Raw genomic sequence first — 23,081 nt, forward strand, 5'->3', positions numbered from 1 at the left:
TGGCGGACATGCATCCAGGTGGCTGGCGGCCCGCAGGCGTGGTGTATGGTCCACACCCCTACCGGCGGCCCCACTCCGGGGCCGTCCCGGGTGCCCCATGCTCGTCCTGCGTGACGTCCAGAAGACCGACCTTGCTGGCCTGAAGCGGCTGGCCGCGGTGCTCAACACCGTGAACCTGCCGAACAATGAAGAGACGCTCGAAGCCATCATCGACAAGTCGGTGAAGAGCTTCGCGGGCAAGGTGAAGGACCCCTTCGGACGCGAGTACCTCTTCGTGCTCGAGGACGTGCGGAACAACCTCATCATCGGCACGTCGATGATCATCGCGCAGCACGGCACGTACGAGGCCCCGCACATCTATTACGAGGTGAGCGAGCGCGAGCACTACTCGGCGTCGCTCGAGCGCCACCTGCGGCACAAGGTGCTGTCCATCGCCTACAACTACGAGGGCCCCACGGAGATTGGCGGCCTGGTGGTGGACCCGCCCTATCGCGCCACGCCGGACAAGCCCGGCAAGCAGCTGTCCTTCGTGCGCTTCCTCTTCATCGCCATGCACCGGCGGCTGTTCCGCCCGCGCGTGCTCGCGGAGCTCTTGCCGCCGCTGTTGCCGGACGGGCGCAGCCTCCTGTGGGAGGCGTGCGGCAAGAAGTTCACCGGCCTGACGTACCTGGAGGCGGACCGCCTGAGCCGGCAGAACAAGGAGTTCATCAAGGAGCTGTTCCCCTCCTCGGACATCTACGCGTCGCTGTTCCCGGACCGCGTGCAGAAGGTGCTGGGCGAGGTGGGCCCGGCCACGCGCGGCGTGCAGCGCATGCTGGAGCGCATCGGCTTCCGCTACGTGGAGCGCATCGACCCGTTCGACGGCGGCCCCCACTTCGAGGCGAACACCGGCGACGTCTCGCTCGTGCGCCGCTACCGCACCGTGAAGCTCGCGGAGGAGGACTTCGAGATGGAGGGCGATGACGTGCTCGTCGCCATCGAGAACGACTCGGGCCGCAACCGCTTCCGCGCCGTGCGCTGCCAGGCGCGCCTGGACAACCAGGTCGTCTACCTCCCCGCTCGCGCCAAGGAAGTGCTCGACGTGGAGCCCGGCGCCCGGCTGTCCATCATTCCCTTCGAGTAGCGCCCCGCACCACCCGGTGCGCCCCGCGCAGGAGCGCCAGCCAGCGCTCCCCCGCCTCCAGGCCGGGCCCCTCCGCGGACACCAACGCCACCGCCACGTGCGTGGCCGGCGACACGGCGTCCAGCGAGGTGGGGTCCAGGTCCAGCGTACCGCCTCCCGCGAGCGCCACCCGCACCCACGCGTGCGGGCGCGCCGGGCCGCCATCCACCACCAGCAGGCCGTGCACCACGCCCACCCGCTTCCCCTGCCGCGCCGCCAGCGTCGCGAAGCGCAGCGCGTGCGCCAGGCACCCGCCCGCCTCCGCGTCCGCGCCCACGCGCCAGTCCGCCGCGGACGGCCCCTTGCTCGGAAACGCGGCGTGCACCCGCGCCGCCAGCGCCCGCGCGGGCCCGGCGGTCCACGCCGTCATGTCCGGCAGCCGCTCCGGCACCTCCAGCGCGGGCTCCAACCGCAGCGGCCCGCTCCCCTGCCCCTCCACCTGGAGTCCGGCGGAGAACAGCTCCGGCGGCGCGCGCAGCCGCTCTCCCGGCGCCGCCCGGGTGAAGCGCGAGTCCCCCACCTCCAGCGCCACCAGTCCCCCGTCCTCGCCGTAACGCGCGCGGAACGCCGCCCCCAGCAGCGTGCCCTCCACCTGCGCCCCGCGCACCACCGTCACGCAGTGCGGCCCCTCCTGGCCCGACAGCTCCTCGCGCCCCGTCACGCACCCCACCGGCGGCGGCCCGTGCCACAGCCACAGCGCTTGCGGCACCGCGTCCGTCCCCTCCACGCGCCCCGCGGCATCCACCCGCAGCGGCACCTCGCGAACCCGCTCGCCCACCTGCCCCTCACGCGTGTGCAGGTGACGGCTCTCGTACGTGAAGCGCCCCGCCTCCCAGCGCAGGCTCACCGTGCCCACCGGAACCCCGCGCCACGCGAAGACATAGCGGTCCGAGCGCGCAGGAGGCTCCGTGTTTACAGGCTTATCTGGGAGAGCGAGGAGCAGAGCGACCAGGAGGGCGTTCACGGGCGGAGAGTGTGTGTCGATTTGAGGACCGGAGCCAGAAGGCGGGATAGCGTGGAGGGGCCCATGGGAGCCAAACGGTACCTCTTCGCGTTCGGGGTCGCGGCGGGCCTCCCGTCCGCCCTCGTGCTGGGCCTGCTCCTGCGGGCCGTGACGGGAGAGCCGCACGGCGTGGAAGGGTGGGCCGTGCTGCTGCTGGGCGTGCCCGCGCTCTGGTTGGTGGGCGGCTACCTGGCGTGGTTCCGGTGGGCGGCCTTGCGGCGCCATGCCCGGCGCGCGGTGATGGGCCGGCTGGCGGAGGGAGACCTCGCCACGCCCATCCGGCAGGAGTTCGAGGGACAGGAGGACGTGCGCCGGCTGGTGCTGTCGCTGCGGCGCGCGCTGTCCCAGGTGCAGCGCGTGACGGCGAACCTGCACCGCACCTGCAACGGCGTGGGCGAGCAGGCCACGCAGCTGCTCGAGGCGGCGCGGCGGCAAGGCAGCGCGGTGGAGCGCACGCTCACCGCGGTGGGCAGCAGCGGGGACAGCCTCCAGACCGCGGTCAAGCGCGTGCAGCACCTGGAGACCTTCGCCCATGAGACGACGGGCGCGCTGCTGGAGATGACCGAGCGGCTGCACCAGGTGGTGGCGGGCATGGCCACCGTCAACGACTTCGGCCAGAGCACCAGCTCGCTCATGGAGGCGATGAGCGAGCGGCTGGCGCACATCGCCGCGTCCGGCGACGAGCTGGGCCGCTTCGCCAGCGAGGCCGAGGACTTCGTGGCCATGGTGGAGGGCGGCATCGACGCCGTGCGCCGCCGCGCCAACGAGACGAACCAGCTGGCCCACGCGGTGACGGCCACCGCCGAGCACGGTGAGCTGCTGGTGGGCGACAGCGTCCAGGGCATGTACCGGGTGGAAGAGACGGTGCGCAAGGCGGCCGAGCTGATGGGCACGCTCGGCGCGCGCTCCACCGCCATCGGCCGCATCGTGGACGTCATCCAGGAGATCGCCGACCAGACGAACCTGCTGGCCCTCAACGCCGCCATCATCGCCGCGCAGGCCGGCGAGCACGGCCGCCCCTTTGGCGTGGTGGCCAACGAGATTCGCAGCCTCGCCGAGCGCACCACGCGCTCCACGCGCGAGATTGGCGCCATGGTGACGGGCATCCGCGACGCGGTGCAGACCGCCGTGACGCTGGTGCAGGAGGGCCGCGAGCAGGCCACCGCGGGCGTGCAGCTGGGAGACCGGGCCTCCGAGGCGCTGGCCGAGATTCGCACCATCACCCAGCGCACCTTCGCCGCCGTCGAGGCCACGGTGGCCGAGACGCAGCGATTGGAGGCGCAGGGCTCCACCGTGGTGGAGGCGAGCCGCCGCGTGGCGACGCGCGTGGAGGACGTCACGCGCATGGCCATCGAGCAGTCCGGCCATGCCCGCGAGCTGGTGCGCCAGACGCAAGAGATGGCGCGCGTGGGCCAGGGCGCCGCGCAGAAGGCCGAGGCCCAGGCCCACACTGGCCGCGAGCTGTCCGAGGCCGTCATGCGGCTGAGCGCGGCCATCGACGAGCTGCGCATGGCGCACGCGGTCCTCACCCGAGGTGACGCCGCCATCCGCGAGGAGGTCGCCCAGGTGCGTGAGGACGCGCGCCGGGTCATCCGCATCGGCGATGGGTTGGACCGCACGGTGGAGCAGCTGGGCCACGAGGCGCGCAGCCTGGAGGCCGAGGTGTTCCGCTTCCAGCTCCCCAGCCCGCGCGTGGGCGGCAGGCTGCGCGTGGCGCTGCACCAGACGGCCTCGCTGCGCAACCGGCAGGCGGTGGATCCGCTGTTCACGGTGGAGAACCAGATGGCGGAGCTCACCGCCTGCGTGTTCTCCGGGCTCTTGCGGCTGGAGGACGGCCTGCTCGTGCCGGACCTCGCCGAGCGCTGGGACGCGGACCCCTCCGCGCGCCGCTACCGCTTCTATCTGCGCCGCGGCGTCACCTTCCATGACGGCACGCTGCTCACCGCCCAGGACGTGAAGCGACACCTGGAGCGCTTGATGGACCCCGCGGTGCGCTCGCCGGACCGCAGCCTCCTGGAGGACGTGGAGGGCGCGCTCGAGTACGGCCAGGGGCTGGCGCGCGAGGTGACAGGCATCGAGGTGCTGGACGAGGGCACGCTGGAGATTCGCCTGCGCGAGCCCAAGGCCTTCTTCCTCCAGCTCATGGCGCTGACCGCCACCAGCGTGGCCCGCGTGGACACCACGGGACGGCTGGTGGGCACCGGGCCCTTCCGCCTCATCGCGCTCGAGCCCGACCGCGTGGTGCTGGAGCGCAACCCCACCTACTGGCGCGGCGGCTCGCCCATGCTGGACCGGCTGGAGTTCCAGCTCGTGGACTCGCGTCAGGCGGGCATCACGCGGCTGCTGACCGGCGACGTGGACCTGGTGTCCTTCCTGCCCACCGAGCACACCGAGGAGCCTCGGCTGGAGGCCTTCCAGGTCGTGGCCAGCACCACGCCGTCCACCGCGTTCGTGGGCCTCAACCTGCGCGAGCCGCCCTACGACGACGTGCGCGTGCGCCGCGCGCTCCGGGCCGGCATGGACGTCCCCGGCATGGTCGAGCAGTTCCACCCGGGCGCGCGCGTGGCCCGCACGCTCACCCCGCCGGAGCTGCTCGACACGGGCGACCTGGGCCCCGCGCCTGGGCCCGACGTGACGCTCGCGGAGCAGCTCTTGCGCGACGCCGGGGTGCGCCGACTCCAGCTCACCATCCACCATCCCGCGGGCCGCGACACGTCCGCCGAGGACGCCGTGCTGTTCCGCCCGCTGGTGCAGGCGGGCCTGCTGGAGCTGCGGCACCTGGAGATGCCGTCGCTCGAGTACACGGCGCGGCTGCGCGAGGGGAAGATTCCGGCCTTCCGCACGCTGTGGCTGGCGGACTTCGCGGACCCGGACTCCTTCCTCCACTTCCTGCTCAACTCGGGCGCGCAGACGGTCTACCCGGTGGGCTACCGCAACCCGGAGCTGGACCGCATCACCGCCGAGGCGCGCGTCTCCATCGACCCGGAGCTGCGCGACCAGCTCTACCGCCGCGCCGAGCGCATCTTCCACGACGACTGCCCGCTCATCCCGCTGTTCCACGACCGCATCCACGCGGCCGCCTCGCCCGCCATCCAGGGACTGCGCCTGCACCAGACGCCGCCCCAGGTCCGCTTCGAGGACCTGTGGGTGGACCCCAACGCGGGCTTCTGAGGCGAACCGCTACGGCCCCGCGCGGCGTGCCCCAGACGCACCGCCGTGGCGCTGCGGCCAGCCGCGCGTCTCCGCGACGGCCCCGTGGTCGAGCGCATAGGACTCCAGGCGCCAGACCCCATCGCGCTCCAGCACCACGCTCAGCGCGCCGCCCGCGAACACCGCGCCCGCCACGTGCGGCAGGCCCGGCAGCGGACACATCGACACGCGCTTGCCCGCGGCGAACATCTCCAGCCACGTGCGGCGGCCTCCCGACACCTCCGAGTCCGCGAGCACGCCCACCCGACCGCCATCGAGGAGCGCCGCCTCCAGGAGCGCGCCGGGCGAGGTGTCGAAGGGGCGCACGTCCACGTCCCACAAGCGGCGCCCGTCATCCGAGTCGAACGCGCGGAGGACGACGCGCACCTCCTCGGGAGGACAGGGCACGCCGGGCGGGCGCCCACACGCCAGCGCGAAGGCATAGCCCGTGGACGTCGGGGACATCAGCGCGGGCTCGCTCCACGGCGAGAGCTGCTGGCTCGGCTCCGTCCAGTCCGCGCGTCCTCGCACGCCACCATCCGTGTCGGTGAAGGCGCTCGCGCCCAGCCACAACCGCCCCGCCGCCACCGACAAGGACAGGCCCGCGTCGGGCACCCCGTCGCCCAGCGTGACGAGCCGCAGCGCCGCGGCCCCCGCATCCGAGTCCTCCGCTTCGGCCAGCACCAGCCGGCCCTCGGGCGTGAAGAGATAGGCACGACCGGTGGCGTCCACCGCGAGCCGCCCCGCGCCGAGCCCCGGCTCCAGCGGCCCCGCGCGCAGCACCGTTCCGCCATCCGCGCTCAGCTTCACCAGTCGCGCGGCGCGGGGCGAGGTGGAGACACCCCCGTCCGCCTCGGGAGCCGTCCACGTGACGTACGCGAGGATGTCCCCCTCGGAAGTGAGCGCCACCTGGCCCGCGCCCGTCTCCGCGCGCCACCCCTCCAGGCCCGCGTCCTCCGGCGACATCGCGCCCAGCGACGCGGCCCACTGCCGCGCCCCACCCGCCGAGAGCGCATAGGACTCCAGCGCCTCCGGCGCGCGCAGCAGCACTCCGCCATCCGAGCTGGCCACGAGCGTGCGCGGGCCGCCATCGGGATAGGGCGACTCGAAGCGCAGGAGTCCCTGAGACGTGTACGAGACCAGGCGGCAGCCCGCGTCCGCATCGCAGACCGAGGCCAGCAGCGCGCCTCCCTGGGACAGCAGCACCGGGCCGCCGCCCTCCGCCACGGGGGCACCGCCCAGCACCTGACTGAACGTGGGCGTCAGGTCACCCGCGTCGGGACGGGCACACTCGCCGCTGGCGCAGTGCCCCTCGCCCTGACAGGCGGTGGCGGGCGCGCAAAGAAAGCCCTCCGGCGTGGGGACGCTCTTGCACGCGCCGGAGAAGCACACGTTGGCGTGCTTGCAGTCCACCGAGCCGCAGGGCTGGAAGTCCTCGGCATCCGACTCGACGCAGCCTCGGTTGCGATTGCACACGCCCACCTTGCAGGGGTTGCTCGACGCGGGGCACACCACGTCCGTGTTCACGCACCCGCGCGTGGGCGAGCACGAGTCCACGGTGCAGGGGTTGTCGTCGTTGCACGAGCGCGGCGTGCCCACGCAGACGCCCGCCAGGCAGCGCCCGTGCTCCTGACAGCGACTGGAGGGATTGCACGACGCGCCGTCCTCCTGCGACGTCTCGATGCAGGTGCCCGTCGCCAGGTCGAAGCGGGACTCACGGCACTCGGCCGAAGGCAGACACGTCAGCGGATGCACGCCCAGGCCCTTCAAGCGCACGGACACCGACGTGGAACCCGAGGTGAGCACCAGCGTGCCCGTCTCGGCGCTGCCGCCCGCGGTGAACACCACGTCCACCGCCGTCTCCCCGGCCCCCGGCACCATCACGCTCGCGGTCACCACTGAAAAGGGCCCGCCCTCCACCGAGGCCGTCACGGACGCGCTGGCGCGCCCGGTGGCCACCAGCGTCACGGAGCGGCGCTCCTGGGTGCCCTCCAGCACGCGGCCGAAGTCCACCTCGCCCTCGTCGCGCACGCGGAAGCCGCCGCGCGAGCCGCTCACGCCTCCGTCACCGCAGTGACATCCGCCAGCGAACACGAGCGCCACGAGGAGCAGCCACCAGGAGCGGGCACGAACCATGGCGGGACTCAAGCGCGCAACCTGGAGACGCGCAATCATCGCCCACCTGGGCGTCCGCGAGCCGACGCGCCCCTGCGTCCCACGGGCGCCTCGTCACGGCCCCGTGGGCGCCGCGCGGCGCCGGGCCAGCGCGCGCACCGTCAGCGCCACCACCGCGACGACCACCAGCCCCATGACGGCGTACTGGTAGCGGCTCATGAGGAAGGTCAGCCGCTCCAGGTTGCCTCCCACCGCCATGCCCAACCCCAGCACCAGCGCGGTGTGCGCCATCGCGGACACCGCGCCGAGCAGGAGCGCGTTGAAGCGCGGCATCTCCGCGGCGCCCGCGGCGATGAAGATGACGCCGCGGATACCGGGCAGGAAGCGATTGATGATGAGCAGCCACGGCCCGGTGGTCCGCATCCGCGCCTGCACCTGCACCAGTCGGGCGTGGGTGAGGCCGAAGAAGCTCCACTCGGGATGGGCATCGAACCGGCGGGCCAGCCACCGGCCCACGGAATAGTCGATGGCCGCGCCCACCACGCTGCCCACCGTCACCACCAGGAACACCAGCGGCCACGGCTGAGCACCGCGCACCGCGTACACCCCGCCCAACAAGGTGATGGTGTCCCCCGGAAAGGGCGGCACCACGTACTCCAGCGTCGCCGCCATCCCGAGCACGAGCAGCCCGAACGGCCCCAGCGTCCCGATGAGCTTGTCGATGAATGCCACCACCATGGCGCGTCCTTCCTTCCGCTCGGACCAGACATAAGTCGCCCGGGCCCGCCACAAAAGGCTTTCGCGCACCGCGGAAACTGTTGGCTTCACAACACCCGCCCGCCCTCGGGCAGCGCATGACGCACAAAGACAGACAAACGAGACCCAGACCGTGTCAATCGCTACCCATTCACGTATTTCAATAATTCACTGCCATCTGTTGATTCTTAGAAACTCAACAACATAGACTTTTCAACGCTTCACCCGCCGTACTTCACCTACAACCGAGGAGTCAGCCATGAAGAAGATTCTCGACCTTCAGAAGCTTCCGACCGAGGAGACCACCGCAGTTGCCGCGAGCGGCAGCAGCGTGATGTGTATCGTGGTGAGTGGTGGCAACAGCGGCTGCAGCGTCGGCTGCGGCAGCTAGTCATTGCCCGTGTGCCCCTGGCGACCCCATGGACACACGCGTGATGTGAAGTGCACGGCCACCCCTTCCGGTCTGTTCAAGCTTTCCGCCTGAACGGGTGGCCGTGGTTTCTCAGACAAGCCCCCACCCGGAGCCGGAGCGCCTCATGGAGGAGTTCTCGTTCTATACGCTGTGCGACCCCGAATACTTCGAGACGCTGAGCCGCTTTCCGGCCACCTCGGGCTACGCGGAGTTGCTGAAGTCCCTGCTCCCGCCGGACTGGAGCGTCAACCGCTTCGACATCTTCCTCCAGGCGGGCTCCGAGCGAACCATCCTGAAGCCACAAGGCTTCAAGATTCACCTGTCCGCGCCCGTGGCGGAAGCGGCGACGCTGCTCCAACGGGTGGCGCCCCTGTGCGCGCGCGCCGAGGTGATGTTCAAGATCATCGCCGCGCCCATGCTGCTGCGCTTCCTCAATTCCAAGCGCTACTCGCGCAACGGCTCCGGCAAGTTCATCACCCTGTACCCGAAGGATGAGCCCACCTTCCTCGCGCTCATCGAGCAGCTCTATCAGGCGACCCGAGACCTCACGGGCCCTTACATCCTGTCGGACAAGCGCTATCGGGACAGCAAGGTGGTCTTCTACCGCTACGGCGGTTTTCAGCGCATGTATGACCTGCGCGTGGATGGCATGCGCAACCTCATGGTTCGCAAGCCGGACGGCACCTATGTCCAGGACGACCGTCTGCCTTACTTCCAGCTCCCAGACTGGGTGAAGGATCCGCTGCCGGACCCCGAGCCGGAAGGGGATGACGACTCCGGCCTGCTCCACGGGCGCTACGAGGTCCGAGAGGCGCTCGCCTTCACCAACACCGGAGGGGTGTACAAGGCAGTGGACCGGACCACCGGGGCCACCGTGGTCATCAAGGAGGCCCGGCCCTACACCGAAGCGTGGATGGGCGCCGAGCTGTCCGTGGACGCCACCGTCGCGCTCCGCCACGAGCACGACATCCTCCAGCGCCTGGACGGACTGCCTTTCGTCCCTCGCGCCCTCGACATGTTCCAGGAGTGGGAGCACACGTTCCTGGTCATCTCGCACGTGGGCGGAACGCCGCTCGCCACGCTGCGCGCCAACGATGACTTCATCGTCATGACGGACATGGACGACCCCGAGCGCGTCCTCCGCTTCTGCGTCACGTGGCGCACCCTCGCGCTCCAACTCCTCGACGCGGTGGACGCCATCCACGCGCGCGGCATCCTCGTGGGCGACATCTCCCCGGGCAACGTCCTGCTCGACCGGGACACGGGCGCGCTGGGCCTCATCGACTTCGAGGCCGCGCTCGCCCAGGGCGGCACGTCCCCCTTCTCCGCGCAGTGGTTCAACCCCGGGTTCCGCAATCCCTCGCGGCGACAGGCCCATGCGCTGGAGTCGTCCGACGACTTCTACGCGTGCGGAATGCTCCTCTACAACCTGGTCTGCCCCATCCAGAACCTCTTCGAGTTGGACAAGGCCCAGCCCGTCTTCCGCGTGTTGGACCACTTCATCGAAGGCGGCCTGCCCTCGCCCATCAAGGACATCATCCAGTCCCTGCTGGAGGGCCACCCGGACACGGCACGCGCCCAGGCCCGAGCGTGGGATCCCCTCGGAGCCGGAGCGGCCAGTCCTCGTCCTCTCGGCTGAGTCCCCTCGCGAACGAACCAGGACCTTCCCATGTCGCACGCTCCTTTCGCCTCCGCCCCGGCCCTGCCAGAGGCGGACTCGTTCCAGGAAACGCTCCGCGAGCTGGCCCGGCACATGGTCGGCACCATGGACCCGAGCCGCGCGGACCGCCTCTTCCCTCCGGACGCCATGGCGTTCCAGACGAACGCGCTGAACCTGGCCTATGGCGCCTGCGGGCCCGCGCTCTTCCTCCACGACGTGCTGGGAGAGCTTCCCCAGGTCGCGAGGGAGTGGCTCCTCGCGCAGCCCGTGGAGCCCTCCGCGTATCCTCCGGGCCTCTACTCCGGCATCGCGGGAGTGGCCTGGACCTTCGCGGAGCTGGGCTTGCTCGAGCACGCCCAGGCGCTCTTCGAGAAGGTCTCCACCTCACCGCTCGCCTTTCGCGCCGTGGACATCTTCGATGGCGTCGCGGGCTGGGGGCTGACGGCGCTCGCCTTCCACCAGCGAACCCGGGATGACCGGTACCTCGCGCTCGCGGGCCGCGCCGCGGACCACCTGCTCGCCAACGCCCAGTCCCACGAGCACGGCCTCTGGTGGCGCAACGAAGGGGAGTCCGTGGCGCGGCTCGGCTTCGCGCTCGGCGGCAGCGGCGCGGCGCTGTTCCTGCTCTACCTCGGGCGCGCCACCGGCGAGGCGCGCTACCTCGCCGCGGCCCGCGGCGCGCTGGACTTCGAGATCGCCCACGCGCAAGAGCGAGGGGCCGCGCTCGTGTGGGGTGTCACCGCGGGCGCCACCGGCCACCGCCCCTACTGGCTGCGCGGCGGCGCGGGCGTGGCGTCCACCCTCATCCGCTTCTTCGCCGTCCTCCAGGACGAGCGCTACCTCCAGGTGGCCCGCCGGGCGGCGCGCGGCTGCGGCGTGTTCTTCTCCGCGGCGCCCCACCTCTTCGAGGGGCTGACCGCCATGGGCGAGACGCTCCTGGACATGTACCAGGTGACGGGCGAGCCGCAGTACCTGGAGCTGGCCCGACAGAAGGCCCGGCAGACGCTGCTGTTCCGCATCGAGCGCCCCACGGGACTCGCCTTCCCGGGGCGCTACCTGCTGCGCGTCAGCCACGACTACGGCATGGGCGGCGCGGGAATCGGGATGTTCCTCCACCGCCTTCTGAAGAACTCACCCCGGCGCTTCCACGACCTGCCCGGGCTCACACCGCCGCACTGAGGCGGCGTGTCACTCACCGGGCGGAGCGAGCACCGTGCCGCCGTACTGGCTGGCCGCCAGCGTGCCGCAGGCCGCGCCAATCTCCTTGCCGCCCGAGTACCGCCGCGCGATGGGCGCCTTGAGAATCTGGAGGTGGTCGCGAAACGCGCTCAGCTCCTCGGCCGTGGGCGGCAGGTACTTCCCCGTGGGGTCCGTCACGTCGATGAGGTCCACCTTGATGGGGATGCCCTCGAAGGCCACCTTCAGCGCCTCGGCGTCCTCGCGCCCCAGGTTGAAGCCCTGGATGGCCACGTAGGCAATCATCGCCCGCTCGCGCCGCGCCTCGCTGTACTCGCGGATGGCCTCGATGAGCTCCGGCAACGGGTGCGTCTTCTCGATGGGCAGCACCTGCGCGCGCTTCTCCGCGATGGCGCTCGTCACCGAGAAGGCCAGCCGGTACGGGTGCCCCTCGCGCGTGTAGCGCCGGATGGCCGGCACATGCCCCGCGGTGGAGAAGGTGATGGACTGCCCGGAGATGGAGAAGCCCGCCGGGTTGGACAGGATCTGCGCCGCCCGGAGCGTCTCCTTGTAGTTGAGCAGCGGCTCGCCCATCCCCATGAACACGACGCCGCGCACGGGCCGGTCCGCCTCGGCGCGCACCTGGAGCACCTGGTCCAGAATCTCCCAGGTCTGGAGGTTGCGCTTGAAGCCCAGCTTCCCCGTCATGCAGAAGTCGCACGCCAGCGCACAGCCCACCTGGCTGGAGACGCAGACGACGTACTTCTCGTCGAAGATGGGGATGCGCACCGCTTCAATCTGTCCGCCCAGCGGCGACTCGAAGAGGTACTTCACGAAGCCGTCGTCCGCCTTGCGCCGCTCCACCACCCGGAGGCTCGGCATCTCGGCGTGCGCGCGCAGGTGGTCCGCGACGCGGCGCGGCACCTGGGGCGCCCGGCAGATGGCCTCCACCGAGGGCAGGCCATGGGCGAACACCGCCGCGAACACCTTGCGGACGGCCACCGGCGTGGGGGCGAGCGGAGCCAGCGCCTCGTGCAGCTCCGGCAGGGACAATTGCTTCAGGTTCAAGACGCGGGCTTGATCTTCGACCGCAGGAACTCGGTCAGCTTGGCCGAGACTTCCTGGGGAATCCGCTGAGCCAACGCCCGTTTGCACATCCCGGACGTGGCCCGGTAGGTGCTCAGGAACTCCTCGCACGGCCTGCAGCCCGCGAAGTGCTCCTTCAAATGGCGCGCTTCCTCCGGCGTCATCTCGCCGTCGAGGTACTCCAGCAGGAGGTTGATGGAATCTTTACACGTATACATCCGAACCTCGGCTGGCTGCGGCGCGCATCATCCTCTTTCTACGAAGATGCCGAGCCCCCCGGCGGGTTTCAAATCCCGCGATCATCCCGGCTGGTAGAACTGCTCGATGGCCTCGCGAAGCGCAAGCCGGGCCCGGTGCAGACGACTCTTGATAGCAGGGATGGAATCCCCCGTTGCCTCTGAAATCTGTTCGTAACTGAGGCCGTCCACGTCTTTCAAGAGGAAGACCTCCCTGTAGCCCTCGGGCAGCCGGTCGGTCGCCTGCTGGATGGCCACGCCCAGCTCGGCGTCCAGGGCCTTTTCCTCGGCGTTCTGGCCCCAGTCGGAGAGGGGGTAGTCCGCCAGGGTGCCCCGCTCGGTGAACTCGGGGCCCTGAAGCTCGGACTCGACGGCCTGGGCCACCCGCCGGTGGCGCAGGCGCATGAGCGCGTGGTTGGCCGCGATGCGATGCACCCACGAGCCGAAGGCGGCCTCTCCCCGGAAGTCCTTCAGGTGTTGATAGGCGGACAGGAAGGTGTCCTGCGTGATTTCGGCGGCGTCCGCCTCGGAGCGGGTCATCCGCAGCGCCAGGCCGTACACCTTGTCCTGGTGGGCCTCCACCAGCGCCTCGAAGGCGGCGATTTCGCCGTCCTGCGCCCGCGCCAGCAGTCGGCGGTCGTCTCCTGTGTCGACCTGGTCGGACATGGGAGGGCGCACCCAACCAGTCGCCGCGCTCCGCGTCAAGGCCGACCTCATGCCCGCTTGGCCGGAGCCCGGCTGACATGTCGGCTGTCGCGAACCCAGAGCCGGAAGGGCTCGGCGGCCCAGGCCCCCGCGTAGTCCACGCCGATGCGCGGCCCCCGGGACACCTGGGACTCGGGCACCGGCGCGCCGGGCAGCAAGTGGAGCGCCGGGGAGAACAGCGGCGTGCGGTTGTGCGCCATGGTCAGCCCCAGCGCCTTGCACAGCCGCCCCGGGCCATCCGTGCGAGCCTCCGGGGGCAGGCCCTCCACCGGCTCCACCGCGCGCACCAGCACCGCGGCCCCGTGGCCCGGCGTGTCCGTGGTGACGTTGAAGCAGTGGTGCATGCCGTAGATGAGGTAGACGTACGCGCGGCCCGCGGGGCCGAACATCACCTCGGTGCGCGGGGTGAGGCCCTTGGACGAGTGGCTCGCCAGGTCGTGCGGCCCCACGTAGGCCTCCGTCTCCACGATGCGCCCCACCCGCCGCCAGCCGCCCTCCTCCACGACGAGAAGCGCGCCCAGCAGCTCGCGCGCGACCACCAGCGCGGGGCGGGCATAGAAGGCCTCATCGAGCGGGTCCATGGACACCTTCTGTCTCCCGCCCACCAGGGAACGTCAACCGCGGCGAGGCAGTTCACACCGGCGCGGGGCTGGGGCAGATTGCGCGGCATGTCCACGCCTGGCCGGCTCTCCGGTCTTCTCCTTCCTCTTTTCTCGCTGCGCTCCCAGACGGACTTCGGCATCGGCGACTTCGGCGCCCTCCCCGGACTCTTCGGGTGGATGCGCGCCGCGAGGCAGCGGCTGCTGATGGTGCTGCCGCTGTTGCCCACGGCCCCGGGCGACTCCAGCCCCTATGCCACGCGCTCGGCGTTCGGACTCAACCCGCTCTTCATCGACCTGTCCCAGGTGCCCGAGTACCAGGCCACTGGCGGCGAGGGCGCGCTCTCCGAGGCCGAGCGCCATCAGCTGCGGGAGGCCCGCGCCGCGCCGCGCATCCGCTACGACCTGGTGTTCCCGCTGAAGGACGCCGCCTTCGCGCGCGCGTTCGAGCACTTCGAGGCCCAGGCGTGGGCCCCTCGCACCGAGCGCGCCCGCCAGTTCCAGCAGTGGCGCGAGGCGCAGGGCGAGTGGCTGGAGGACTACGCCCTCTTCACCGCCATCAGCGAGCAGGAGTCCCGCCGCGCGTGGTGGGAGTGGCCCGAGGGGCTGCGCGCGCGCCACCCGGAGGCCCTGCGCGGCAAGGCCCAGGAGCTGGAGCGCCGCGTGCGCTACCACGCGTGGCTCCAGTGGCTGGCCGAGGCGCAGTGGAACGCGATGCGGACCCAGGCGCGCGCGCATGACGTGCTCTTGTGCGGCGACGAGCCCTTCATCATCGGGCAGGACAGCTCGGACTGCTGGGCCCACCCGGCCATCCTCCGCCGCGACGCGCGGCTGGGCGTGCCGCCGGATGACTTCTCCGCCACGGGCCAGGACTGGGGTCTGCCCTACTTCGACTTCGCGGCCATGGAGCGCGAGGACTACCGCTGGCTCAAGCAGCGCGCCGCCAAGGCCGCCAGCTACTACGACCTGCGCCGGGTGGACCACGCGGTGGGCTACTTCCGGCAGTGGATCCGCGACGGGCACACGCCCACGGGCCGCTTCACGCCCCCGGACGAGGACAGCCAGCGGCGCCTGGGCGAGCGGAACTTCCGGCTCCTGTCCGAGGGCGCCGGCATCGTCGCCGAGGACCTGGGCGTCATCCCGCCCTTCGTGCGCCACATCCTCGCGAACCTCCAGCTGCCCGGCTACCGGGTGATGCGCTGGGAGCGCGACGACCACACGTACCGCGACCCGCACCAGTTCCCCGCCGTGTCGCTGGTCACCACCGGCACCCATGACACCGACACCGTGGCCGAGTGGTGGGAAGGCGCCCGCGACGACGAGCGTCACGCCGCCGCGCGCGCGTGGCCGGAGTTCCACGGCGTCCCGCTGACGCGCGAGTTCACCCCGGACATCCACCGCGCCACGCTGGCCGCCACGCTCAACGCGGGGAGCGACCTGTGCGTGCTGCCGTGGCAGGACGTGCTGGGCACGCGCGATCGCATCAACCTGCCGGGCTCGATGAGCGACGCCAACTGGGCGTACCGCATGGCCCAGGATGCATCCGAGCTCTTGACGAACCCTCAGACGAAAGAGGCCGCCGAGCGGCTGGCGTGGCTCACCGCGTCCGCTCGGCGCTGAGCCACACGCCCCGGGGAAGTGCTCACCGGGGAAGTGCTCACTTGATGCACTTCACCTGGCCCGGGAAGCCGTCGAACACGGCGCAGCGCCGGCCGTCGTTGGCGCACTGGAGTCGCGCGCAGATGTCATCCCCCACGCAGATGGGGGGCGAGCGGCCGAAGTCGAAGAACAGCTCCGCGCAGAACTTGTAGGGGTCCTCGCAGCCGAGGGAGCCGCAGTAGGGCGCATCGCGCAGGCTCTCGCCCTCCTTGAGGATCACCACCTCGTCCTCGCTGACCCCGCAGGCGGTGCCGAGCAGCGCCAGGGAGGCCGACAGCAGCAGCGTGATTCGCCATGACATAGAGCCCCAATCTGGCGCACCCCGAGCCGGGTTGCACGTCCTCTGGCGCCCGAGCGAGAGACACCCGACACTGAGCAAGGAGTTTTCAGGGGCGCAATGCGACAGAGTCTCGTGGCCGAAACGAAGGGAAACAGCTCAGCGCGCGGACTTCCGGCTAGAAACGGCCCCGTGGCCGCCGTCGTCCCGCTCCGCTCCCTTCGCCTTCTGTTCGCCACCGCCCTCCTGGCGCTGGTGACGGCCTGCGCCACCGTGTCCGAGCCCCCGCCGGGCCCCAAGGTGGAGGCCCTGGACATCGAGGGCACGAAGCAGGTCTCCGAGGGGGCCCTCAAGGACCGCATCCTCACCTCGGCCACGCCCTGGTACGCCTTCTGGCCGTTCGGCAAGCCGCACTACTTCGACCCCAACGCGTGGCAGGCGGACCTGCGCCGCATCGAGCGGTACTACGCGGCCGAGGGCTTCTACCAGGCCGAGGTCGTCGCCAACGAAGTGCAGGAGGTTGGCAAGGACACGGTCCGGCTGGAGGTGAGCGTCCAGGAGGGGAAGCCCACCCGCATCGCCGCGATCCGCATCGAAGGGCTGGAGTCCCTGTCCCAAGGAGAGTCCGCGCCCACCCCGCTGCAGCGCGAGCGGCTGCTGGCGAACCTGCCCGTGCGCGAGGGCGACATCTTCCGCGAGGAGGCCTGGGCCACGACGAAGGAGGACCTCAAGCAGCGCCTGCGCGAGCTGGGCTACGCGGAGGCGGAGGTGACGGGCGAGGTGCAGGTGGACGTGGCGACGCAAGAAGCCACCATCCACCTCCAGGCGAAGCCGGGCCTGCGCTATCGCTTCGGCAACATCTTCGTCGCCACGGACGCCAACCCGCAGGTGCCGCCCAAGCGCATCATCGAGCAGGCCCAGGGCGCGGTGCACAAGGGCGCGTACTACAGCGAGTCCGCGCTGGCCGAGGCGCAGGCCCGCGTGTTCCGCATGGGCGTGTTCGGCGCGGCCAAGGTGAACCGCGGCGCGCCGGACCGGACGAACGCCACGGTGCCCATCGTGGTGGACGTGCGCGAGGCGCCCTTCCGGTCCATCCGGCTGGGCGGTGGTATCGGCGTGGATGCCGCGCGACAGGAGGTGCGCCTGCTGGGCGAGTGGACGCACCGCAACTTCCACGGCGGCCTGCGCCGACTGACGCTGCGGGGACGCGCGGGCTACGCGTTCATCCCCAACGTCATCGCCGCGCTCAAGAGCTCGGACAACTCCAGCGCCAAGAGCGGCACCATCTTCAACCTCACCGCCGAGTTCGAGCAGCCGCGCTTCCTCCTGCGCGACCTGCGCTTGCAGTCCTCGCTCACGGGCGAGAAGGGCGTGGAGCAGGCGTATGACTACCTGGGCGGGCGCCTCCAGGCGGGCGTCATCTGGCAGCCGCACCCCAGCTTCAGCGTCTTCCCCTCGTACAACCTCCAGGTGTACCGGCTCAACGGCAGCGTCGCGGCGGACGCGACCGTGCCGCCCATCGTCCTCGGCTGCGCTGCGAGCGCCTCCAGCAAGTGCACCCAAGCGCTGAGCTTCCTGGAGGTGGCGTTCGCCTGGGACCGGCGAGACGACCCCGTGGAGCCGCGCGACGGCTACTACCTGGGCCTGAGCGTGCAGCGCGGCGGCGGGCCGCTCTTCGGGGACTTCAACTACGTGCGCCTCTTGCCGGACCTGCGCTTCTACGAGTCCTTCGGTGAGCGCCGCCGCGTCACGATGGCGGCCAAGCTGCGCATGGGCACGCTCAACACGCTGGGTGGCAGTCAAAGCTCCATCGTCACGCGCTTCTTCTCCGGCGGCGCCAACTTCATGCGCGGCTTCAACGGCAACCGGCTGTCCCCCATGGTGGCCGTGGGCTCTCCGGACAACGGCGAGTTGCAGACCGTCCCCGTGGGCGGCAACAGCCTGTTCGAAAGCTCGCTGGAGCTGCGCTATCAGATCTCCGAGAGCTTCGTGCTCGCCAGCTTCTATGACTCGGGCTTGGTGGGCGTGAACGGCTTCTTGAGCAAGGACTCGCCCAAGCTGTTCGGCCCCGACCACTACCACGCGGTGGGCTTGGGCATGCGCTACCTCACCGTGGTCGGCCCCATCCGCCTGGACATCGCGCGACGGTTGAACATCGGGCGGGGATTGCCCGTCGCGACCGACGGCTACACCTATCCCACCGCCGGAGGTTGCTTCGGCATCGGACGGAAGGTCGTGAAGGCGCCCCTGTCCGGCCCCACGTCTCCAGAAGGCACCTTCGCGGGCTCGCCCGAGGGGATGTGCGCCCTGCAGATTTCCATTGGAGAGGCGTTTTGAAGCGCGCGCGCTGGCGACGACGACTGGCATGGGGACTGGGCGGCCTGGTGGCCCTGCTCGTGCTGCTCGTCGCGGGCGCCCTGCTCTTCGCGACCAGCCGTCCGGGAGAGGCGTGGCTCCTGCGCCAGGGACTCGGGATTGCGGGTGAGCAGCTCGCGGGGCGCCTGGAAGTGGGCAGTCTGGACGTGGGTCTGGGCCACGTGGCCCTCACGGACGTGAAGCTGTACACGCCCGAGGGCGAGCTGGTCGCGGAGGTCGCCCGCGTGGAGGCCCACGTGCGGCTCTCCAGGCTGCTGAAGCACTCCGTCGACCTCACCTCCGTGAAGCTCGACACGCCTCGCCTCTATCTCGCGCAGGACGAGCGGGGGCTGAACCTCTCGCGCGCGGTGGCGCCGCGACACCCCAAGCCCGAGGAGCCGCCCTCCCCCACACCCAACCGCCTGCGGCTGTCGCTGAGCGCGCTCCAGCTCACCCACGCGTACGTCGACTTCCAGCAGGAGCTGCCGGACGGTGGCCAGCGGCAGGCGCGCTTGGAGGAGTTCTCCGCGACGGGCTCGGGCACCTACGCGCTGGCGAACCAGGCGTTCACCGTGATGTTGGACGCGGCGGGCGCGCTCAGTCGTCCCACCGCGGGCCCGGTGAAGCTGACGGTGAAGGGCTCGGGACAGGAGGACGCGCGCGAGGTGGATCTCCAGCTCACCGTGGCGGGACTGGAGCTGGACGCGGCCGCGAAACAGTCGGGGCCCAAGACGCTCGCGCTGGACCTGCGGCGGCTCACGGTGGCGCCAGCCCTGGCGCAGGGGCTGCTCTCCTCCTGGCCGCTGAGGGTGCCGGTGACGGTGCGCGGGACGGCGGGCCTGGACGGCGACACGGTGAAGGCGAAGCTCGCCGCGGGCGCGGCGAAGGCCACGCTGGACGTGGACGGTGACTTCGACCTGGAGCGCCTGCGCTCGAGCGGGCTCACCGTGAAGGCGCGCGCGGTGAATCTCGCGGAGCTGATGGACGAAGGCATCGCCACGGACCTGTCCGCGGACCTCGTCGCGAAGGGCGGCGGCACGAGCCTGGAGACCCTGGACGGCGACGCGGTCCTCACCGTGTCCCCATCCGAGTACCGCGGCCAGTCGGTGGGCCCCGTGGAGGTGCGCGCGAGCGCGAAGGAAGGACGCTATCAGCTCGCGAAGCTGCGGGTGCTCGTGCCTGGAGCGTCACTCGTGGCCACGGGCGAGGGCACGACCAAGGCCCTGCGCGCCACGGGCACGCTGCAGGCGACGAACCTGGAGCAGCTCTCGCGCGCACTGAATCGGCTGGTGCCGGGCGGCGTGGTGCCACCCCTCGCGGGCGGCGGCGCGCTGGACCTGAAGCTGGATGGCCCGCCTCGCACGCCTCACTTGAAAGCGGACGGAGACTTCGCCGCGCTCACCTACGGCGACTTCGCCATGAAGGGCCTGCGCCTGCACGTGGACATCCCCGACGTGACGCGCCCCCTCACCACCGACGCCAATCTGGCCGTGGCCGAGCTGCGCACCGGGGGCCGCGCCTTCCGCGACCTCTCCGCCGTCATCGCCACGCAGAACCAGGACCTGGAGGCGCACATCAACCTCGCCGGCGACGCGCAGTTCGCGCTCGGGCTGCGCGGACAGGTGGACCCAAGCGGCGACGGGCTGGACGTGCGCACGCTGTCGCTGTCCTGGCCCGAGGCCACCTGGACGCTGCGGCACCCCACGCACGTGCGCTTCGGCGGTGGTCGCGTGGCCGTGGAGCCGCCGCTCGCGCTGGCCTCCGAGTCGCAGTCGCTCTCGGTGGGCATGTCGAAGGTGGGCTCGCGCTTGGACGCGCGCGTGGAGCTGGGCGCGGTGGACCTCGCGAAGCTGCCGCGCCTCTTCGTGCCAGAGTCGCTGGGCCTGGGCGGCACCGTCACGGGCCACGTGGCCACGCGCGGCGCGCTGTCTCGCCCCGACGCGGATGCGGACCTCGCGTGGAAGGACGGTCGCGCGAAGGGATACGAGCACCTCGCGCTCGGGCTGAAGGCTCGCTCGTCCGGAGACCGCGCCACCGGCACGCTGAGCGCGGGGCTCCCTGCGGCGCACGCCACCGCGGACTTCGACGTCCCCATCCAGGGCCTCCTGCGGCGTCGGCGCGAGCCCGTGTCCCTGCGAGTCAACCTGGAGGATGTCGACATCGCGGGCGCCATGGCGCTCGTCCGCCCCCCCGCGCCGGAGTCCGAGTCCGACGCGCCACCAGCCCCGAGCCCCACCGGACACCTCGCGGGCCTGCTGGAGGTCACCGGCACCGCGAAGGATCCGCGCGTGGCGCTCACCTTGCGCGGGCGCGAGCTGCGCTACACCGGCCGCCCCGAGGAACTCTTCGCGCATCCGCTCTCCTTCGAGCTGCGCGCGGGCTCGGATCCAGAAGACCAGACGCTGGACGCGCGCGTGGACGTGCAGGGCCTGGGCTCGCAGACCTACGCGGTGCTGCGCACGCCCTTCACGCTGAACGGCATGCTCTCGCGTCCGCCCACCGTGGCGCAGGCCTTGGACACCCCCGTGCAAGTGGAGGCACGGCTGGCGGACCTGTCGCTGGCGCTGCTCCAGGGCATGCCGGGTGTGGAGGCGCCCGGGGGCACGGTGTCCGTGCAGGTGGCGGCCTCGGGTTCCCTGGTGACGCCCGTGGGCCGGGTGGACGTGCTGGCCAAGAACGCCACGCTCAACGGCGCGCCGCCCATGGACGGACAGCTCGCCATCGTCGCCAGCACCGAGGACGTGAAGCTGACGCTGAACGCGCAACGGCAGCAGGAGGCGCTCGCGGAGCTGACGCTCGTGCTCAAGGCGCCCCTCGCCGCGCTGCAGGACCGCGACGTGTTCGCCCACGTGCCCTTCGAGCTGAAGGGCCACGCGGGCCCCGTGCCTCTGCACGAGCTGCATCCGCACCCGGGCGGCGAAGCGCGCGGGCTGCAAGGCCTGCTCGCCCTGGAGATGCTCGCCCACGGCACGCTGGAGGCGCCGCAGGTGGACCTCACCACCACCGTGCAGAAGCTGGGCGTGGGCTCGCTCGCGCTCGGGCAGGCGCGCGCGCACTACACCTATGCGTCGCAGCGCTCCACGGTGGACGCGATGTTCTCCGGCGCCAGTGGCGGCACGCTCCAGGTGAACGGCGGCCTGACGTTGGACCTGTCACTCCCGGCGCTCCAGGCCCCATCGCTGCCCATCGCCAGCGCGCCGCTGGAGGTGAACCTGCGCGCGAACGACTTCGACCCGTCGTTCCTCTCCGGCGCCTCGCAGGCCGTGCGCACGTTGGGCGGCATCCTCCAGGCCCAGGCTCGGCTGGGCGGCACCGTGGGCGCGCCCACGTTCCAGGGCACGCTGCAGTGGACGGACGGCAAGCTGGGGCTTCAAGGGTTCGGCGAGTACCGCGGCATCCAGCTCGACCTGGATGCGACGCGCGAGAACATCCAGCTCAAGCGGCTCTCGGCGCAGGCGGGCAACGGCTCGCTGGAGCTCACCGCGCAGGCCCAGCGCGCCCAGGGCGACGAGTACGCGCTCGAAGGCAAGGGCACCACGAAGAACTTCCCCATCGTGGTGGACGACCAGCTGCTCGCGCTCTTGAGCATGAACATGACGATGCGCGGGAGCCTGTCGGATCAGCTCGTGCACCTCACCGACCTGTCCATCCCCGAGGCCCACGTCGAGTTGCCCGAAATCAAGCGCAAGGACCTCCAGTCGCTCGACCGTCCCACCGACGTGGTGATGGTGCGCAACGGCGTCCCGGTGGAGCGGCGCAAGCGCAAGACCGCCACGCAGTCGCCAGCCCCCGGCACCGCGACGCCCGAGGGCGCGACCCCGACTCCCGAGCCCGAACCGGCGCGCCGCGCGTACTGGGTCAACGTGCACGCGCCCCGGAACATCTGGGTGAAGGGCTCCGACTTGAACCTCCAGCTCGGCCTCTCGGATGACTTCCGGCTGGAGTACACGGACGAGGCCCGCATGTTCGGCGAGGTCACCGTGCTCTTCGGCCGCGTGGACGTGCTGGGCCGCCGCTTCGACGTGCAGAAGGACAGCCAGGTGCGCTTCACCGGCCCGGCCCTCGCGCCGTACATCAACGTCACGGCCGAGCACCGCAACGACTCGGCGCAGGTCACGGTGTTCGTCACCATCCGCGGCCAGGGCAAGGACATCACCCTGAAGACGAGCAGCGAGCCGCCCCTGCCCGAGTCCGAAATCTACACGCTGCTCGCCACGGGTCGCCGCACGCTGGAGCGCAACTCCGGCGCGTCCATGACGGCGGGCGCGCAGGCCGCCTCGGTGGTGGGCTCGTACATCGCCAACCAGGCGCGCAAGACGCTGGCCTCCAAGCTGCCCTTGGACGTGCTCTCCATCGAGGCCGGTGGCGCGGGGCTCGCGGGCACGAAGCTGGAGGTGGGCACCTACGTCACGGACAAAATCTACGTGGGCTACACCGGCCGCGTCGGCGCCAACCTGCAACAAGGCGAGAACGCCAACGCCGTGCGCTTCGAATACCAGTTCGGCCCTCGGTGGAGCGTGGAAGGCCAGTATGGCGATGCGCGCCACGGCGGCCTGGACCTCATCTGGACCAACGAATACTGAAGCACCCAGGTCAGCCCACACCCGCCCCAAAGGCAGACATCCCATCTTTCGAGAGAGTGGAAACTGACCGGGGCTCCACAGACGAAATGTCTGCTCATGAGACGGAGC

15 protein-coding genes are annotated in these 23,081 nt (G+C 71.1%); 7 read left to right on the plus strand and 8 right to left on the minus strand.

Annotated elements, in window-relative coordinates; all coding sequences use genetic code 11:
- Positions 1 to 97: 97 nt before the first annotated feature.
- The gene (locus JGU66_04290) at positions 98 to 1,123 is read left to right on the plus strand and encodes an arginine N-succinyltransferase (GenBank protein ID MBJ6759970.1); all 1,026 of its coding nucleotides are present in this window, start codon (positions 98 to 100) and stop codon (positions 1,121 to 1,123) included.
- On the opposite strand, the gene JGU66_04295 is transcribed toward JGU66_04290, so the two are convergent.
- On the minus strand, positions 1,107 to 2,126 hold the full coding sequence (locus JGU66_04295) for a lasso peptide biosynthesis protein (GenBank protein ID MBJ6759971.1): 1,020 nt from the start codon (positions 2,124 to 2,126) through the stop codon (positions 1,107 to 1,109). The genes JGU66_04290 and JGU66_04295 overlap by 17 nt on opposite strands.
- A gap of 63 nt (positions 2,127 to 2,189) precedes the next feature.
- On the opposite strand from JGU66_04295, the gene JGU66_04300 reads away from it, so the two are divergent.
- On the plus strand, positions 2,190 to 5,336 hold the full coding sequence (locus tag JGU66_04300) for an ABC transporter substrate-binding protein (protein ID MBJ6759972.1): 3,147 nt from the start codon (positions 2,190 to 2,192) through the stop codon (positions 5,334 to 5,336).
- 9 nt (positions 5,337 to 5,345) lie between these two features.
- On the opposite strand, the gene JGU66_04305 is transcribed toward JGU66_04300, so the two are convergent.
- Both JGU66_04305 and JGU66_04310 read right to left on the minus strand, forming a co-directional pair.
- Positions 5,346 to 7,490 (minus strand): hypothetical protein, encoded by a 2,145-nt coding sequence (locus JGU66_04305; GenBank protein MBJ6759973.1) that lies wholly within the window; start codon positions 7,488 to 7,490, stop codon positions 5,346 to 5,348.
- Positions 7,491 to 7,583: 93 nt separating this feature from the next.
- Positions 7,584 to 8,204, minus strand: a complete 621-nt coding sequence (locus JGU66_04310; GenBank protein MBJ6759974.1) for a DedA family protein — start codon at positions 8,202 to 8,204, stop codon at positions 7,584 to 7,586.
- Between the two features lie 557 nt (positions 8,205 to 8,761).
- Here JGU66_04310 and JGU66_04315 point away from each other — a divergent pair.
- Both JGU66_04315 and JGU66_04320 read left to right on the plus strand, forming a co-directional pair.
- Positions 8,762 to 10,276, plus strand: a complete 1,515-nt coding sequence (locus tag JGU66_04315) for a hypothetical protein (protein MBJ6759975.1) — start codon at positions 8,762 to 8,764, stop codon at positions 10,274 to 10,276.
- 30 nt (positions 10,277 to 10,306) lie between these two features.
- The gene (locus JGU66_04320) at positions 10,307 to 11,476 is read left to right on the plus strand and encodes a lanthionine synthetase C family protein (protein MBJ6759976.1); all 1,170 of its coding nucleotides are present in this window, start codon (positions 10,307 to 10,309) and stop codon (positions 11,474 to 11,476) included.
- 9 nt (positions 11,477 to 11,485) lie between these two features.
- On the opposite strand, the gene JGU66_04325 is transcribed toward JGU66_04320, so the two are convergent.
- The 4 genes from JGU66_04325 to JGU66_04340 all read right to left on the minus strand — a co-directional run bounded on the left by JGU66_04325 (position 11,486) and on the right by JGU66_04340 (position 14,081).
- Positions 11,486 to 12,541: a radical SAM protein gene (locus JGU66_04325; protein ID MBJ6759977.1), complete on the minus strand. Its 1,056-nt coding sequence runs from the start codon at positions 12,539 to 12,541 to the stop codon at positions 11,486 to 11,488.
- A complete protein-coding gene (locus tag JGU66_04330) occupies positions 12,538 to 12,777 on the minus strand; it encodes a zf-HC2 domain-containing protein (protein MBJ6759978.1) in 240 nt (79 codons plus the stop codon). The genes JGU66_04325 and JGU66_04330 overlap by 4 nt, the downstream gene beginning before the upstream one ends.
- 81 nt (positions 12,778 to 12,858) lie before the next feature.
- Positions 12,859 to 13,461, minus strand: coding sequence for a sigma-70 family RNA polymerase sigma factor (locus tag JGU66_04335; protein MBJ6759979.1), 603 nt, complete (start codon positions 13,459 to 13,461; stop codon positions 12,859 to 12,861).
- 47 nt (positions 13,462 to 13,508) lie between these two features.
- Positions 13,509 to 14,081 (minus strand): DNA-3-methyladenine glycosylase, encoded by a 573-nt coding sequence (locus JGU66_04340; GenBank protein ID MBJ6759980.1) that lies wholly within the window; start codon positions 14,079 to 14,081, stop codon positions 13,509 to 13,511.
- Between the two features lie 87 nt (positions 14,082 to 14,168).
- Here JGU66_04340 and JGU66_04345 point away from each other — a divergent pair, with 87 nt between their 5' ends.
- On the plus strand, positions 14,169 to 15,719 hold the full coding sequence (locus JGU66_04345; GenBank protein ID MBJ6759981.1) for a 4-alpha-glucanotransferase: 1,551 nt from the start codon (positions 14,169 to 14,171) through the stop codon (positions 15,717 to 15,719).
- Positions 15,720 to 15,756: 37 nt separating this feature from the next.
- On the opposite strand, the gene JGU66_04350 is transcribed toward JGU66_04345, so the two are convergent.
- Positions 15,757 to 16,059: a hypothetical protein gene (locus JGU66_04350; GenBank protein MBJ6759982.1), complete on the minus strand. Its 303-nt coding sequence runs from the start codon at positions 16,057 to 16,059 to the stop codon at positions 15,757 to 15,759.
- Between the two features lie 96 nt (positions 16,060 to 16,155).
- Between JGU66_04350 and JGU66_04355 the strand changes: the two genes are divergently transcribed.
- A complete protein-coding gene (locus JGU66_04355) occupies positions 16,156 to 18,372 on the plus strand; it encodes a BamA/TamA family outer membrane protein (protein MBJ6759983.1) in 2,217 nt (738 codons plus the stop codon).
- Positions 18,369 to 22,973: a translocation/assembly module TamB gene (locus JGU66_04360; GenBank protein ID MBJ6759984.1), complete on the plus strand. Its 4,605-nt coding sequence runs from the start codon at positions 18,369 to 18,371 to the stop codon at positions 22,971 to 22,973. Before JGU66_04355 ends, JGU66_04360 begins: the two co-directional genes overlap by 4 nt.
- The last annotated feature ends 108 nt before the right edge of the window (positions 22,974 to 23,081 follow it).

The sequence above is a fragment of the Myxococcaceae bacterium JPH2 genome (assembly GCA_016458225.1).
GTDB lineage: Bacteria > Myxococcota > Myxococcia > Myxococcales > Myxococcaceae > Citreicoccus.